The organism is Aquimarina mycalae, assembly GCF_029906345.1.
Classification (GTDB): Bacteria; Bacteroidota; Bacteroidia; order Flavobacteriales; family Flavobacteriaceae; genus Aquimarina.
The window spans coordinates 669,330-686,531 of the sequence record NZ_JARYGY010000002.1 but is presented as its reverse complement, the minus strand read 5'-3'; the positions used below and the strand labels follow the sequence as shown (position 1 = coordinate 686,531).

Here is a 17,202-nt window from a genome sequence, read left to right as displayed (position 1 = left end):
GAGGGAAATATGATGTTTTTTTGGTAATGAACAGCAAAACTTATTCTAAAATCATTTCAGTATAAGGAATAATAGTATCGTAGCCTTTATTTCTAAAATACATCATGTCGGATTGTGAACCTGTCACAAGAATAAAATCTCCACCCCATCCACCAAGGCTTTTGATACTTCTTGTATAATCAGGAAATAGCGTTGATTTTACGGTAGGAGTTTTGATAATTGAAGAAATTATCTCTTCGTGTGAATTTATTAAGGTTTCAAATTCTCGAATATCTTTACTATAAAGTATGCTATCTGTGATTTCGTTAACAACTGCCTCAGCGTGATCAAAATCTTTTAATGATAAGGATTGATAATGTTTAATAGATTCTTTACTGCTTTGCTTTTGATTTAAATACACAAAGAATAATTGATCTTTAAATATAGGGTTAAATTCTGTTTTTTTAATTACAGGAACATTGTTGTTAAGCTTATATATGATAGGAGTATCATACTGAGCGCAGGCTATATCATATCCACTGCCACCAAAACTATTTTCTAATAATGTAAAAGCATTTACTTCTGCCCATTGTGCAATATTATTAATCAATGTAGAAGAAGATCCCAAGCCCCATTCACGATCAAACTCTAATTTGGTTTCAATAGTATATCCCTTATTTTTTGAAAGAAAATTAGGATTCAGTTCCTTGGCCGCTATAAGTATTTTGATTAAAGTATTTGTTATTTCGTTTTCTTCAATTACATTTTTGGTTTGCCTAATGGTATCGTTTTCAAGAATAAGGTTTGCTTCGAACCAGCATTCTTCTTTGTGATCAAAACTTTTCCATGAAATTTGATCAGAATTATTTTCTTCGATAGTTAGCCATTGTCCTTTTTTAGTAGGAACCGCTAATGCAGATATTCCATCAAGAACTAAGTATTCTCCAGTTATAAGAAGCTTTCCGTGACTATAAAAGGTTTTTTTCAACATATAATATTTGCCTTAATCGAAGACAAATGTACTTTTTTACGATGTTTTTTATCTCGTGAATACTATAAATATACTGCGAGAAGTATTTTATAAGTACTTCATCCTCTTATTAAACTAGATACAAAACGTAATTTATACTTTAAACTGTTAAGTATAAACTCTATTGCGCTTAATATAAACATGGGTTTTAAAGCTTGGACTATTAAAAAGATATTTGTGTAGATGCAAGTGTCTCTGAAAAATCAATTGTGATATTTCAGTTTATTATTCTTAAAATTTAAAATCTAAAAAATGAAAAACTTAATTAGTATTAGAACAATTCTATTTCTTTTTGTGTGTACGATGTTCCTTATTTCTTGTGAAAAACAAGAAGTAAATAATGAGTTATCTGATACAAATGAACAAGAGAATTTTATGAGTACAACTGGTAAAAGTGATGCTGTGTTAACATTAGATGATTATGAAATTAATCAACCATTAGTACATTTGAGGTTTGATGGTGATTTAAGTAAAGCTGAAGCCGATGCTAAATTTGACGAAGCAGTATTAGCATATAAGAGCAAACATTTAACACAAACTAAAAGTAATACTACCGAGTGGTTTTATAGATTGACAACTAAAACTGGAACTCAAAGACATGCTAAAACTGATGGAAAAGTGATGGCGGTTGTTTCGTTTAATACTAGATGGGGCGGTAATGTGACTTCATTTAATGTTTTAGACAACCCTGGAAATGACCGAGAAGGTGGATGGGATTATTACCTTTTAAAAGCTGCATCAAACTCAAGTCTTGGAGTAAAATGGGTAGAATTTGATAAAGCAATTATCTACTTACAAGGAATGGATGAGTGGTTTGTAGAAGAGTTTAATCTATATATGTGGAATTGGGATAACCCCACAGCTTCTGGTTTAACAACTATACAAACATCTCCCAATGTATGGTTGGATAATCGAACTAGCACGGGCATTGATAGTTATGATTCTGGATTTGTTGGAAAAGGGAGAGTTACTTTTCCTAACGATGCTCCTTTTTAAAATATTAATATTTGCTACATCTTATTTGTAATTTATTAAAAAAGTCAATTACAGATAATGAAGATGCTAAATATCATTTGTACTAGAATTTCTCTGATCCTGCAGTTGTTATAGATCCTGATTAAATTAATATAAAATCACATACTGGAGAATCCGAAGATAATTATAAGATAGAAGAAGCATGGAAAGGTGAACTCGAAAAAATTGATAATATCAAATTAAGAGAGCACCTTTCTTTATTTTGTGCTTCGCAAGAAACTGCAAGATGGGCAGGGTTTTTTAATGAAGGGGTAGATCATGGTTTCGAATATTTAAAACCGATGTCTTGTATTGGTAATACTATTATTAGATGGGGTAATACTGATGGTGATATTTTTAACTTTGGTGTATTTCAAGTGTCGTGATTTGTTACAATAAATATCCATAGAAGTTGCGTTACAGTGCCAAGTTGTATTTCCTATCTGTAGAATTCTAAAAACTACTTAAATAACCATAATTAATAAGATCTTTATGATCTTTTATAAAAGTAGATGTATTGTTGTTTAACAAATATATGGTATCAGATACATCAAGGATATGACGATACATGTGATCGGTAACCATAATGATCTTGTTTGCCTTTTCTTGAGCAATGAGTTTTATAAAAGTCTCAATGTATAGCGGAGCGATGTTAGAAAAAGGCTCGTCTAACAAGGCTATTTCTCCTGGACTCATTAGCATAAGATAAGTTTCTATAACTCTTTTTTCACCTCCAGAAAGATCAGATATCTTTGGGTTATTATATTTTTCAAAAGTATCAAATGTGCTAATAAAAGACTCCCAGGTTAAATGAAACAAAGTAAAAACTCTTTTTAATGGAATGTTTGTAGGTATGGTGTTCTTTTGGAATAAGTATTTAATTTTTCCAGAGAGATAAAGAGGTTTGGTTTGAGGTTTTTTGTTTATACGAATCAGCTTATTTTGTGGCTTTAAATGACCAAATATTATTTTTAATAAGCTACTTTTTCCAGAACCATTTCGTCCTAATATACCTGTAACTTTTCCTTTTTCACCTTTAATATATACCCCATTGAGTATAAATTTGTTATTGTACGACAATTCAATGTTATCAATTTCTAGAATCATGTTGTGAAATAATGAAATGAATAAAATGTAATCACAGAAATGACACAATCGAGTAAGAATCCAAATCCAAAGAGATACATATTGTGTAGACCTAGGTTTTCATAAAAAAGGAATCGGTCTGTAAAAGAAACTTCTACATTCGTATATGTTAAAAATTTATGCCATGCCTTTAGTACTGCGAAATACATGAACTTTATCAAAATAATCATAGATAATGGAGTGTTTGATTCTTTTAATAAAAGGAATAGGGTGGCTATAGTGAGTACAACAAGATGTTTTTTGTAGAATGAAAAAAGAATGTATAGTTTAAGGGACATAGTTTATCATTAAATAGGATGTTAACTTAAGATTTAATATTTGTAGCACTAAATTCTAATAATAACATCATAATAATAAACGGATGTTTTGTCTTGATATGACAAGTTTGTTTAAAATTAATAAATCATTAGAGACGTTAACTTCTTAATTTCTCAATTTGATTTACTACTTCACTATGCGTTACTGTATTTGTTTTAAAATATGCGACTAGTTGCTCTTTTTCATCATTGGTAGCCTCAAACTGATTCAGTATATTCATTAGATGCATTTTCATATGGCCTTGTTGAATACCTGTTGTTATTAAAGAGTTTATTGCAGCAAAGTTCTGAGCAAGACCAGCTACAGCAGTAATTTTCATTAGTTTTTTGGCATTTGGCTTGCCTAATAAGTGCAAGGCTAACTTTACAAGAGGGTGCAATGTAGTCAATCCACCAACCGTTCCAAGAGCTAATGGAATTTGAATAGAAAAATGAAAAATATCATTTTCGATAAAAGCATCGGTAAGGCTGGAATATTTCCCGTTTTTTGCAGCGTATGCATGTGCTCCAGCTTCAATTGCTCTAAAATCATTACCTGTAGCTAATACGACAGCATCAATCCCGTTCATGATTCCTTTATTATGGGTCACTGCTCTGTAGGGTTCTATTTGAGCAATCTGGACTGCCCTTACAAATTTTTCAGCATATTCTAATGAGGATAATTCTTCTGTATTAGGCAAGTCTTTTATAGGGCACGAAACAGATGCTTTTACCAAGCATTCTGGAACATAGTTGGATAAAATACTCATAATAATCTCTATGTTCTTTTCTTCATCAGAGAAAGCCTCATATAAGGAAGCTTGATCTGTTAAAGAAGTAGCAAATTGCTCTAAACAAGAATTGATGAAATTAGCTCCCATTGCATCTGCCGTACCAAAAGTGCAATGTAACTGGTAATAATTCTCAATTTCTGAAGATTTATCCCGAAGTTCTATATCAATCACGCCACCACCTCGTTTCTCCATATTTTTGGTGATATGGGCAGTAGAGGAGATTAATTCAGATTTTATAATGTCAAAAAATTCTTTAAGTTTTGGATAATCTCCAAAATAAGTAAAATGTACTTGTCCTACTTTTATTGTAGATAATACTTCAGCGTTAAATCCACCTCGATTTTGCCAGAATTTTGCAGCTTTACTTGCTGCAGCCACTACAGAACTTTCTTCTATAGCCATAGGAATGGTGTGTCTTTTCCCGTTAATTAAAAAATTGGGAGCAACCGAAAAAGGTAAATAGTAGTTGGAGATGGTATTCTCTGTAAACTCATCATGTAACTTTTGTAATTTTTTATCAGAGTTCCAATATGTTTTTAGTATCTCAACTGTATGTTGATCATTATTGAAATGATGTTCTACCAACCAATTTATTTTGTCCGATTTAGAAAGCTTAGAAAAGCCTGAAACCACTGGCGCCATATTATTTTTTTACTATCAAGCTTCAAAGATACTATTCTGTTTGCTATCAAACGATTTTTGGTAATTCTTATACGTTTTTTTATTTAAGTTTGAGAATATGAGATTCCATAAAACTCAATGGATAGATTGATGATCTGCTAATAAATATTCCTTTCTCGTATCGCTTTTTATTGTATTTAACGTCAATTGTTGTATTTTTCACGGATTTTTTAGTATTCTTGGCGTTAAAATTTTATAAAAATAAGATATGAAGATTACCCGATTGTTGTTTGGAATAATATTGTTTGTAAGCTGTGTCGCGATAGCTCAGGACAAAGCTTTTACATTAGAAGAGATATGGGGAGGTTCTTTTAGTACAGAAAGATTGCAATCTCTACATTCAATGAATAATGGTACTCAGTATTCTGTTTTAGAAAGAGATAATACTTCTGGTGATACTTCAATTGAAGTGTATGATTATAGTTCTGGAGCAAAAGCAAAAACAATAATCAGTTCGTCTTTTATAGAAGGTCTGAAATACTTTCAAGGATATACCTTTAGTAAAGATGAGAAAAGAATTCTTTTAGCGAGTGAATTAGAACAGATTTATCGTCGTTCCTCTCGTGGGATTTATCATATTTTTGATGTTCCTTCCAATAGTAGTTTTAAAATAAGCGATAAAAAAATACAGTCACCTGCTTTATCTCCTGATGGAAATAAATTAGCGTATGTATTAGATAATAATATTTATGTACTCAATTTTGTTACAGGAGAAGAGATTCAATTAACAGATGATGGTAAGAAAAATGAAATTATAAATGGGATTACCGATTGGGTATATGAAGAGGAGTTCTCTTTTGTACGAGCATTCGATTGGAGTGCAGATAGTAATAAAATTGCATTTATAAGATTTGATGAAAAAGAGGTTCCAGAGTTTTCAATGGATGTGTATGGAGCCGCGTTATATCAGAAACAAGACGTATTTAAGTATCCAAAAGCAGGAGAAAAGAATGCAAAAGTCTCTTTACATATTGCCGATCTTGGAAGTATGTCTTTGGATAAGGTAAAACTAGGAGATTATAAAGATTTCTATATTCCAAGAATAAAATGGTCTGCAAATCCAGATATTTTGAGTGTTCAAGTACTAAATAGACATCAAAATAATCTGGATTTAATTTTTGTAGATGCTAAAACTAAAGCACCTAAAGTAGTTTTAAACGAAAAAGACGAAGCTTATATAGATATTACAGATAATCTTACTTTCCTAGAAGATAACAGTTTTATTTGGACAAGCGAAAAAGACGGTTATAACCATATTTACCATTACAAAGAAACAGGTGAGTTGATTAACCAGATTACTTCAGGTTCTTGGGAAGTGACGGACTATTATGGATACGATGCTAAAAATAAAACGATCTTTTATCAAAGTGTAGAGAATAAGAATGTCAATAGAGATATTTACTCTGTAGGATTAGATGGTAAGAATAAAAAGAGGTTGAGTACTAAAGAAGGAACTAATGATGCAGATTTTAGCGCAGATTTTAGCCAATATATTAGTTATTTTTCCAATACTACTACTCCTTATGAATTTGCATTAAATAATGCCACTACAGGAGAAGTAATTCGTGAGATTAAAAATAATCAAGGGTTAAAAGATAAACTGGCTGGATATGATGTAAGACCAAAAGAATTTTCGACCATTGATATTAATGGAGAAACTTTAAATATGTGGACAATCAAGCCAAAGGATTTTGATCCAGCAAAAAAATATCCTTTGTTTATGTACCAATATTCTGGACCTGGATCTCAATCAGTAAGTAATTCCTGGAACAGAGGTAATGACTATTGGTATATGATGTTAGCACAACAAGGATATATTGTAGTTTGCGTTGATGGAAGAGGAACAGGATTTAAAGGTGCTAAATTTAAGAAAGTCACTCAGAATGATCTAGGTAATCTGGAAGTTCAGGATCAGATTGCTGTTGCAAAACAATTAGGAGCATTAGAATATGTGGATGCTTCCAGAATTGGTATATGGGGATGGAGCTATGGAGGATTTATGTCTAGTAATTGTTTATTTAAAGCTCCAGATACTTTTAAAATGGGAATTGCAGTAGCTCCGGTAACTAGTTGGAGGTTTTATGATACTATATATACGGAACGATATTTGATGACTCCTCAGGAAAATGCAAAAGGATATGACGATAATTCTCCGATCAATTTTGTGGATGGATTAAAAGGTAAATTCCTATTGGTACACGGTAGTGCGGATGATAATGTACATGTGCAAAATACAATGCGATTGATTGAAGCATTAGTGCAAAAAAATAAAGATTTTGAATGGGCAATTTATCCAGATAAGAATCATGGTATTTATGGAGGTAATACACGATTACATCTGTATAATAAGATGACAAATTTTATTAAAACAAACTTATAAATCACACTTAAACAATTTAATTTCTATGTCGACAACGGTACAACATAATCAAAAGGAGCTTTGGGGACAACCTATAGGGCTATATATTTTATTTCTTACTGAAATGTGGGAACGGTTTTCATATTATGGAATGCGTGCGCTTTTAGTTTTATATATGACAACAGCTACAATAGGAGATGAAAGAGGAGCTGGCTTAGGCTGGACTAGTAAAGAAGCTTTAGCACTATATGGATGGTATACCATGTTGGTTTATGTTATGTCTATTCCTGGAGGAATGATCGCGGATAAGATTTTAGGACAGAAAAAAGCTGTTTTATTAGGAGCAATAGTACTCTGTTTGGGACATGGAGTATTAGTTATGACAGATATTTGGGCTTTTTATACAGGTTTAGGGTTAGTGATTTTGGGAGTAGGACTTTTGAAACCTAATATTTCAACTATGGTGGGAGGTCTTTATAAAGAAGGAGACATTCGAAGAGATAAAGGATTTAGTATTTTCTATATCGGTATCAACTTAGGATCTTTATTAGCAACAATGATTATTGGAGGAGTTGTAGCTAAATGGGGATGGCATGCAGGATTTGGACTAGCAGGAATAGTTATGGTCCTTGGTTTAATTAACTATTTATATGGACAGAAATATCTACAAGGAGTAGGTGATTTCATGCCATCAAAGGGAGATGATAATGAAGTGTCTTATGGACAATTATACTCAAAACTATTTAGCTCACCTGTACAATTACTTTTTGCTGGAGTATTATTAGCAGCATCAGGTATTGGATGGTATTTCTTGGGTTGGGGCTATGGGCTTTTGTTTCTATTCTTAACTGCGATTGCATCGTTATTGATGATGATCTATAAAGAGTTAGATTCTCAAATGTTTAAGGACCGTTTTATGGTGTTATTATTGTCATTTATTATGGTAATTATATTTTGGGGTGCTTTCGAACAGGCAGGAGGATTAATGAATCTATATACAGAAACGAATACAGATAGAAATTTCTTTGGTTTGTGGACAATTCCTACGGTAATGTTTCAAAGTCTAAATGCAGGTTTTATTATTTTGTTTGCCACATTAATTGCGAGTATTTGGGCTAAAAGAAAATTAAAAGGTAAAGAGGCATCTTCTTTATTTAAGATGGCTCTCGGAATTATAATTATGGGGTTTGGGTTTCTATTTATGGTCTTTGCTGCAATGGAATTTGAAAATTCAGGAACTTCAAGTATGATATGGTTAGTTTTAGCGTATTTATTTCATACTATAGGAGAATTATGTATTTCTCCAGTGGCATTGTCATTTATTACCAAATTAGCGCCAGTTAAATATGCATCATTAATGATGGGGGTTTATTTTGCAGCAACAGGATTAGGAAACAAAGTAGCAGGAATTGTTGGTGAATCGGCAAGTGAATATGGAGAGCTAACTATTTTTTCAGGAATAGTAATATTTACTGTAGTGATTGGATTACTATTTATAGCTATTTTAAAACCTTTAAAAAGATTAACACACGGAGCAGAAGAAAGTGAGAGAGTTCTTAAGAATGAAGAAGCAGAAGGTTTTGAATTAGCAGATAACTAAAATTCTATCTATGAATACAGATATAGAAAACTTATTTAAAGATAAAGTTTTAGGACATCCTGCGGGGCTTTTTGTACTTTTCTTTACAGAAATGTGGGAACGATTCTCTTTCTATGGAATGAGAATTCTATTAGTAATATTCCTAACACAACCTTTGTTTGGAGAAAATCCAGGTTGGGCGAATTGGCCGAGAGAACATGCATTAGCATTATTCGGTACCTATGCATCTTTATTATATCTAACACCCATTTTAGGAGGATTTATTGCAGATAAGATAACGGGATACAGATGGGCTGTGACAATCGGTTGCTTGATCATGACTTTAGGGCATGTTTCTATGGCATTCGAAACTGAAACTACATTGTATATAGGATTAGGTCTATTGGTAATTGGAACAGGATTATTTAAGCCTAATATTACTTCCATTATTTCAGAAATGTATAAAGGTAATGATGCTAAGAAGGATGGTGCTTATACTATATTTTATATGGGTGTGAATGCAGGAGCTTTTTTTGGAATCATGCTTTGTGGTTATTTAGGAGAAAACTTTAGCTGGGCATTAGGTTTTGGATTAGCAGGGATTTTTATGTTTCTGGGAATGATTCAGTTTTGGTTAGCAAATCCTCTATTCGGAGAGATAGGAGCGAGGCCTAAGAAAGAAGCAAAAACAGAAGTTGTTCTAGAAAAAGGAGATAAACTTAATCCTTTTACTCTTGTAGATAAAATATTGATTGTAGTTAGTGCTGTAATTGGTTTTACATGGTTAATTAATGATCCAATGTCCAAAATTGGAGATATCAATTTATTTGATTTTACTTTAGGGAGTTATGAAGGACCTACGATAGTAATTGTTTTAGGAGTATTATTATTCCTGTTTTTAATTATCTCAAGGATTATTAGATATAGTGCTACGGTTCGAGATAGAATGATTGCAGTAGGGATTTTTGCTTTCTTTACTGTGTTTTTTTGGGCAGCATTCGAACAAGCGGCAGGATCTCTAAATATTTTTGCCCGTGATTATACTGCAAGAGATCTTTCAGGATCTTCTGCGTTAATTTTTAAAAGCATTGATGCAGTTTTAACGGTTGTACCTTTGGTAATTATTTCATGGGTTTTGTACCTGTTGTTTAAAAAGACATTCTCTAAGATCGGAATATCCAATATAGTATTGTCTATATCATTTTTGATTATATGGGGGATTGTTATCTGGAAATTAAATAACGAATTTAGTAAGGATACTACAGAAGTAGGAGCGACTTGGTTCGGGATTCTGAATTCTTTTTTTATTATAGCATTAGCACCTTTATTTTCTAAATGGTGGGAAAGTAAATATAATCCAAGTGCTGCGTTCAAATATGGTTTTGGATTAGCATTACTTGGTTTTGGCTTTGCATTACTGGCTTATGGCTCTTCAGGAATTCCTCAAGGTGCTAAAACAGCATCTGTGAGCATGATTTGGTTGATCTTAGCATATCTTTTCCATACGTTAGGAGAGCTCTGTTTATCTCCTGTTGGTTTGTCATACCTTAGTAAATTAGTTCCTGGAAGAATGATTGCCTTTATGTTTGGTATATGGTACCTTGCTATAGCAATTGGTCAAAAGGCCGCTGGAACGTTAGGAGGAATGATTGATGAGGTTACAGCTAATTATAATTTATCAACTTTTTTCCTGATATTTACAATAGTTCCAATTGTTGCTGGAGCTTTAATAATGATTTTAAATCCACTGCTTAAGAAATTAATGCACGGAATTCGTTAATAATAAAAAAACAACTTTACCCGTTCCCAAACACGGGTAAAGTTTTAATAAGGAACAGTTTTTGTTTCGACTAATATGAAAATAAATTTTGAACAGATGAAGAACCTACTTTTACTATTCGGATTTCTATTTGTTTTGCCTATTCAGGCACAAGAAATCAATTGGATGTCAATGAATGAGGCGTTAGAGGCTCAAAAAAAGACACCGAAGAAAATTTTTATGGATGTATATACCGATTGGTGTGGTCCCTGTAAATTATTGGATAAGAAAACTTTTCACAATAAGGATGTAGTAGAATATGTAAACGCTAACTACTATGCCGTAAAGTTTAATGGAGAGGGAACTGAAGAAATTCACTATAATGATTTTACCTATACAAATCCTAATCATAATCCAGATAGAAAAGGTAGAAATAGTCAACACTTTTTTGCAAATGCATTAAAAATTAGTGGGTATCCAAGTATGGTTTTCTTTGATGAAGAAGGAAATTTGATAGCTCCTGTGGTAGGATATAAAACGCCAAAGCAGCTAGAGATTTATCTAAAAATGATTCATAATAATGATTATAAAAAATTAACTAGTGCAGAAGCTTGGCAGCAATATGAACAGTCTTTTGTAAGTACTTTTAGTAATTAAAAAGTAGCGTTAATAAAATATGAATTCCCTTTTTGTCATTAGGATAAAAAGGGAATTTTTGTATAAAAACATGAAATAATAGAGGCGATACAGTTTAAAATGAAAATTCGATTTATTTTTTTACGCTGTTTACCAAGAGTATATGTGTTTTTTAAAATTTCTTTCCATAAAGTGGGTAACATAATTCGAGCAGATGTAACTAATGATTGGGACTTGAACAAAAATAAATCAAATCAAATTTTTAGAATGAAAAAAACATTATGTTGTCTTGTGGTATTTTGTGCATTGATTAATTATACCAATGCACAGGATTTTAACCTAATTGGAAGGTTAAATGGTAGTATTGGGTTTAATTATGAATCTTTAGATTATAACGGTGGAAGCACAGCATATAGCCCTGGTGGAGGAATGGGGTTAGAAATTGGAGCAGAATATCATATAGCAAAAGGATTTTACGGATATGGTACATTAGGATTCCAGTATAATCTGGCATTACAACTACAAAGTGGTTCAGGTGGATCAAATAAATCTTCTTTTACCTTTAGTCGAACATTTTTAACTTTCGGAATACAAAAGTTTTTCAAGTTGTCAGACGGAACATTACACGGTATCTCTTTTGGTGCGGGTGGAAATTATAGTATTCCTGGAAAACTTAAAATAACAGAAAACGATGTGTCTGCCGATCCTATTGAATATGATTCAGCCTTGGGGTTTCATATCGATGCTAAACTAAGATTAAAATTGTCTGATAAATTTTTCCTGGAACCTGGGATTAGATATAGGCAATTAGAATTGGATGCAAAATCCTTTGGTTCGAATGATCCGATAGTGCTACCATCTGATCTAAGTACATTGAATGTATCTGGAGTAGAGATTGCTATTACAGTAATCAAAAAAATCTGATAAACTCTTTATTTTAATACTTTGACTCCCTTTTATCAATACGATAAAAGGGAGTTTTGTTTTTGAATTATTGCCATGAACTTATTTTAGTAAAATCTATTATAAATAGAAGTTTTTAGTAAATAATAACATGTAAAATACTTGGAATAATTCCATATTTTGTATCTTTGTATAGGAATAATTCCTAATCATAGGATTTCGTTAAACTTCATTAAAGGAATCTTAAAAACACAATCGTGGAGTATGTTTTGATATTAATAAGACATACAATCTAAAACAATATAATTATAAAGTATAAGTACCTAATCGAATACATGTAACTTATGAGTGGCATTAATTATGAAATACAAAATCGAAATCTTAGATCGTATAAGCATACATTTGATTACAACTTTTGTAAGCAAAAGTATGATGAGTATGCACGTATGCCATTGGATGAGTTTAAGGAATGTTTAAAAAGCCCTAAAAAGATTGGGGAAATAGGGCATTTATGTAGCTTTATTCTATGGGTAAAAAATAAGGAACAGGATGAATATCGTGATTGTTTAGGGGATTATGGTTTAATTCATTTACTTTTTCATTGTTTAGAGAGTAAACATCATGTGAAAATTCATGCAGAATATATTCACATGTTATTTAAAGAAGATATAAAGTTGGTGTAGTAAGTAACATCAAATCTATGAGCACAGGTAATATTATTTCTTGGCTGCTTTGTTGATGTAAACATCTTGTTCCCAAGTCCCTTGCTGAACTATATTGCCTTGGCTGTCATAGCGTTTTCCTTTTCCATTCTTTTTATTGTGCTTCCATTTACCTTGATGTTTAGTGCCATCTGATTTATAGAAAGTGCCTTTTCCATGTAATTTATTACCTCTAAATCCTCCTTCATAGCGATCGCCATTTGGCCAGGTATATGTCCCTCTTCCAGAAATCTTGTTACCAGAGAAACTGCCAGAGTAGGTAGAAGTGTCAAACCATATGATATTTCCTTTAATCAAGGTTCCATTTAGTACCTCTACATCAAAAGTAGCACCCTCAGATACAAATTTGTGCCATCCACTAGATAATTGATTAATCTGTTTCGTTGGAATTGTATGGATCTTTTGTGCGTTTCCGCTAAAACATGCTAGAATAACTACAACCAATAATAAAATGCTCTTTTTCATCGTTTTTTATAGGATTGTCGTAAATCGTGAAGGAAAACTTACATCAAACTGTGTTTTTGTGTTAGCTATTATTTTCTGATTATCAGATGATTTAGATGAATCAAAACCTAAAAAAAATGTGTTATATATACAATATGTTTAAAAAAAGTGCGTTTTAACGATGAATATTGCCGATAATCGTTATATTAGCCGAAATTTAAATCCTAATAAACCAAATCATATTTAAAAAGTTGTTTAGAAATCGGCTTAATTAAAAATATATTTTAGAGCTTAACCCACTATGAAAAAACGTTTCATCATTGCCCCTTCAATGTTGTTGTTAATTGCATTGCTTTTCCCTCTTATTTCAGCTAATCAAATTGATTCTTCTTCACTTGCGCAACAGACAGCGTTAACACAGATTGAAGAAGCGAAACCAGTTTTTAAGAATCCTCTTTCTGATTTGTATAAACAACGTTTAACAGAAGCCATAGAGGCTTATTTTAATAAAGCAATTGCCCAAAAGAAAATTATAGGTGCTGCCGTTGGAGTTGTTAAGTGCGATTCTATGGTATATCTTGGTGGTTTCGGAAAACGTAATAGCAAAGAAAATCTTACCATTGATGCAGAAACGGTATTTAGAATCGGGTCTGTTTCTAAAGGTTTTGCTGGGATTTTAGCAGGAATTCAGGTGCAAGAAGGCAAATTGAATTGGGATGATAAAGTACAGGATCATATTCCAACATTTCAGTTAGCAAGTAAAAAGAAAACAGAAGAGATTACATTATCTCATATATTATCGCATACATCAGGATTACCATACCATAGCTATACGAATTTGGTAGAGGATGGAGTAGATCTGGAGGTTATTGCTGCCGATTTTAAAAAAATTCAAACAATAGGAAACCCTGGATCTGTATATAGCTATCAAAATGCAGCATTCGCGTTGGGAGGAACAATGATCGAAAAAGTCACAGGAAACTCTTATAGTAAAGAAATCGCTGATAAAATATTTACTCCTTTGGATATGACTACAGCATCTACCGATTATCAGTCATTTATCAATACCGATAATATTGCATATCCACATCGCAAACGATACGGAAGATATAGAACGGTAAAGATTAATCAAAAGTATTATAATGCAATAGCCGCTGGAGGAGTAAATGCAAGTGTAACAGATATGTCTAAGTATATGCGTTTTTTGTTAGGACATAATCAAGATGTTCTAGGAACCAATATTATGAACGAAGTTTTTAATAGCAATATACAAATAGAAGGACGCAGTAAATATTATCAGAAATGGTCTGGTCATCAAGCATCCTACTATGGGTTAGGTTGGCGTATACACACATTTAAAAATAATCGTACAGGTGAAATTAGTAAAATGATTCACCATGGAGGTCACGTAAATAGTTATCGAAGTGAAATAGCCATTTATCCAGAAGAAGATCTTGGTATTACAGTTCTTTTTAATAGTCCAACAAAATTAGCCAGAACAGTGATTCCAGATATAAAAGCCATTGTAAAACAAATTATGGAGCTTCCAGAAGAAGAATTCGTGGAAGAAATCGCAGAATTATAGACGTATTAAAAGTTATTCATTAAAAATAAATGCTCCCTTTTTATCAGTGCGATGAAAAGGGATATTTTTTTGCTCGCAAGTCAATTCCCATTGATCAAGATAACTCTTGTAGTTACTGCCATCGCCTATAATCTGTTGGGGATGTAATACATCTAATACTCTATTTAAATGAATTTTTGGGGAATTTGATAAAATAACTATATCAGGCCGTAATCCATTGACGTTGTATACACTAAAACTATCTATAATTAAGATTACTTTTTCTCTATAGTTGTACACGTTTTTTAGTTTTTTGTTAGAAGTAACTAATGACTTGTTTTCGATAAGATAATTTTTTAAGACATAGTTTTTTGTTATTTCCGAAATAGAATCCTTACTGTAGATGTCTAATTGTTGATTTTGGAGAATTCCTAAGGTAGTATTCCTTCGATTATGAAAAACGATAAGTTCTTCTTGATTATTATATATGTGTTTTTCATATGTCAAAACGAACGATAGTATAAGAATACTGCCAACTAGTACATAAAGCCTTTGCACACTATATTTTTTGGATATGGATACAAAAGCAATTATAAAAATATAACCAGTGATTAGCATTCTCCATGAAAATGTAATTTCTGTAATTAAAAAAGCTTCCTGTTTTGATACCCAATGAACCGTGTTATTCATTACATTAATACAGTCTCCAAAAATGATCGCTAACCAATTGGGAAGCAATTGTAATATTCCAAGTATGATTACCAATATACCGTACCCAAGTATAATACCTAATACTGGGATTATAATAAGATTAGCAACAAAAAATAAAAGTGGAAATTGATGAAAATAATACAAGCTTAATGGTAATAACCCAAGTTGAGCTGCTATAGTAACTGTAAAAGTGTCCCATAAGATGTTGTCGAGGTAAAATGTAGGTCGATATATACTAGCTAGAGATGGCTGAATCCATACAATTGAAAAAACCGCTATATAACTAAGCTGAAATCCAACAGAAAATAATAACAAGGGTTGAACGCATAATAAGAGAAACATAGAAATAATCAAAGCATTGTAAATACTAGTTCTTGAGTTAGTGTACATTCCTATTGCAATAAAAGAAAACATGGTTACAGCTCGAAGAACGGATGGAGATAGACCAGCAATTACAGCAAAACACCAAAGTAATAAAATGATGAGTATGGTTTTAACAGCTTTGCCATATTTTTTTAAACGTTCTAATGGTTTTAGAATTAAGTTTAAAATCATTAAAAGAATACCAATATGAAGCCCAGAAACGGCTAAAATATGTATCGCTCCGGCGTCTCTATAATCAATAAAAGTATTCTTGTCAATATCCTGACGTTGCCCTAAAAGAAGTGCATTGATAATGGATAATTGTTTGTTATTAAAATAAAAGGATAATTTTTGATTGATATTGGCTCTGATATAATGGGCAATACTATGAGCCGATATTATTGGATTATTGGTAGAAATTAACAGCTTTGAATCTGTCGTAACCACATGAAAAATATACTGTTTGGATAAATAATTAGCATAATCAAATTGATTTGGATTCAATGGTGTAGAAATCGGTTTGATTTGTGCGTAGATAATGTATGAATCTCCAATAGTTAAAGAGGCTTTTAAACTGTCTTTAGGTATTTGGAATAACATATTTCCTGTAACTGCATTTTTTTCAAGGGATACAAGAGTGATAACATACTTTTCATAATAGGAGGTAGGCTTTAATCTTTCTTTAATATGGAAACTTAATGTGACAGGGTTTTCTAGTGATTTCTCAGAAAGGATATTTGTATAATGACTTTGTGAATTCTTTGGATTATGAGTTTGTACCAAAGTAACTCCAAAAAAGAAAAATGTAACTATTACTAAAATGCTAAATATGTATGTGTTACGGAATATTTTTTTCACATACCACCATGATAATATGAGACTGAGTATCGCAATAGTTTGTGTTTGAAAAGTAGTGTCAATATCTGTTGATTTGTAATACCCGAAAATAATTCCTGTAATTAAAGAAAAAGTAAGGGTCAGAAAAGGAATATTAAGTAGTTTATACACGAATATTAATGGATTAACAGGAAAGTTTTTGACCTTTCTAGTTAATCGTGTTGCGTATAGGATATATGTTACCCAGAGAATAGGTGTTTAAATACCTAAAATAAGGTTTTGATAAAAGTATATTCTTATTATAAGCCGAACCAATAAAGATGTTTTTATAAATTATGGTGTAGAAACCCCTTTATGATAGTAGGATATTTACGTAGTTTTATAT

General features: G+C 31.8%; 13 protein-coding genes. 8 read left to right on the top strand and 5 right to left on the bottom strand.

The features are described 5' to 3' along the window. Window positions 1-40: 40 nt before the first annotated feature. On the bottom strand, window positions 41-970 hold the full coding sequence (locus QBK95_RS07680) for a GYDIA family GHMP kinase (protein ID WP_280932239.1): 930 nt from the start codon (window positions 968-970) through the stop codon (window positions 41-43). Between the two features lie 291 nt (window positions 971-1,261). On the opposite strand from QBK95_RS07680, the gene QBK95_RS07675 reads away from it, so the two are divergent. Further along, a complete protein-coding gene (locus tag QBK95_RS07675; RefSeq protein WP_280932237.1) occupies window positions 1,262-2,005 on the top strand; it encodes a hypothetical protein in 744 nt (247 codons plus the stop codon). Between the two features lie 471 nt (window positions 2,006-2,476). On the opposite strand, the gene QBK95_RS07670 is transcribed toward QBK95_RS07675, so the two are convergent. Together QBK95_RS07670 and QBK95_RS07665 are read right to left on the bottom strand one after the other, a co-directional pair. Further along, complete coding sequence (locus QBK95_RS07670; RefSeq protein ID WP_280932236.1) at window positions 2,477-3,130, bottom strand: ATP-binding cassette domain-containing protein; 654 nt, start codon at window positions 3,128-3,130, stop codon at window positions 2,477-2,479. 454 nt (window positions 3,131-3,584) lie between these two features. Continuing rightward, a complete protein-coding gene (locus QBK95_RS07665; protein WP_280932234.1) occupies window positions 3,585-4,901 on the bottom strand; it encodes a hydroxymethylglutaryl-CoA reductase, degradative in 1,317 nt (438 codons plus the stop codon). Window positions 4,902-5,148: 247 nt separating this feature from the next. Here QBK95_RS07665 and QBK95_RS07660 point away from each other — a divergent pair, with 247 nt between their 5' ends. The 6 genes from QBK95_RS07660 to QBK95_RS07635 all read left to right on the top strand — a co-directional run bounded on the left by QBK95_RS07660 (window position 5,149) and on the right by QBK95_RS07635 (window position 12,859). Then, window positions 5,149-7,320 (top strand): S9 family peptidase, encoded by a 2,172-nt coding sequence (locus tag QBK95_RS07660; RefSeq protein WP_280932232.1) that lies wholly within the window; start codon window positions 5,149-5,151, stop codon window positions 7,318-7,320. Window positions 7,321-7,345: 25 nt separating this feature from the next. Next, a complete protein-coding gene (locus QBK95_RS07655; RefSeq protein WP_280932230.1) occupies window positions 7,346-8,899 on the top strand; it encodes a peptide MFS transporter in 1,554 nt (517 codons plus the stop codon). A gap of 10 nt (window positions 8,900-8,909) precedes the next feature. Beyond that, a complete protein-coding gene (locus tag QBK95_RS07650) occupies window positions 8,910-10,658 on the top strand; it encodes a peptide MFS transporter (protein ID WP_280932228.1) in 1,749 nt (582 codons plus the stop codon). A 96-nt stretch (window positions 10,659-10,754) separates the two neighbouring features. Then, complete coding sequence (locus QBK95_RS07645) at window positions 10,755-11,294, top strand: thioredoxin family protein (RefSeq protein ID WP_280932226.1); 540 nt, start codon at window positions 10,755-10,757, stop codon at window positions 11,292-11,294. Between the two features lie 246 nt (window positions 11,295-11,540). Continuing rightward, window positions 11,541-12,197, top strand: a complete 657-nt coding sequence (locus tag QBK95_RS07640; RefSeq protein WP_280932224.1) for a hypothetical protein — start codon at window positions 11,541-11,543, stop codon at window positions 12,195-12,197. 323 nt (window positions 12,198-12,520) lie between these two features. Further along, window positions 12,521-12,859 carry a hypothetical protein gene (locus tag QBK95_RS07635; protein ID WP_280932222.1) on the top strand — a complete coding sequence of 113 codons (339 nt, stop codon included), beginning with the start codon at window positions 12,521-12,523 and terminating at the stop codon, window positions 12,857-12,859. A gap of 33 nt (window positions 12,860-12,892) precedes the next feature. Here QBK95_RS07635 and QBK95_RS07630 read toward each other — a convergent pair whose 3' ends face one another. Continuing rightward, window positions 12,893-13,363 carry an MORN repeat-containing protein gene (locus tag QBK95_RS07630; RefSeq protein WP_280932220.1) on the bottom strand — a complete coding sequence of 157 codons (471 nt, stop codon included), beginning with the start codon at window positions 13,361-13,363 and terminating at the stop codon, window positions 12,893-12,895. Between the two features lie 280 nt (window positions 13,364-13,643). On the opposite strand from QBK95_RS07630, the gene QBK95_RS07625 reads away from it, so the two are divergent. Further along, window positions 13,644-14,927: a serine hydrolase domain-containing protein gene (locus QBK95_RS07625; RefSeq protein WP_280932218.1), complete on the top strand. Its 1,284-nt coding sequence runs from the start codon at window positions 13,644-13,646 to the stop codon at window positions 14,925-14,927. A 12-nt stretch (window positions 14,928-14,939) separates the two neighbouring features. On the opposite strand, the gene QBK95_RS07620 is transcribed toward QBK95_RS07625, so the two are convergent. Further along, the gene (locus QBK95_RS07620; RefSeq protein ID WP_280932216.1) at window positions 14,940-16,988 is read right to left on the bottom strand and encodes a ComEC/Rec2 family competence protein; all 2,049 of its coding nucleotides are present in this window, start codon (window positions 16,986-16,988) and stop codon (window positions 14,940-14,942) included. Window positions 16,989-17,202: the final 214 nt, after the last annotated feature.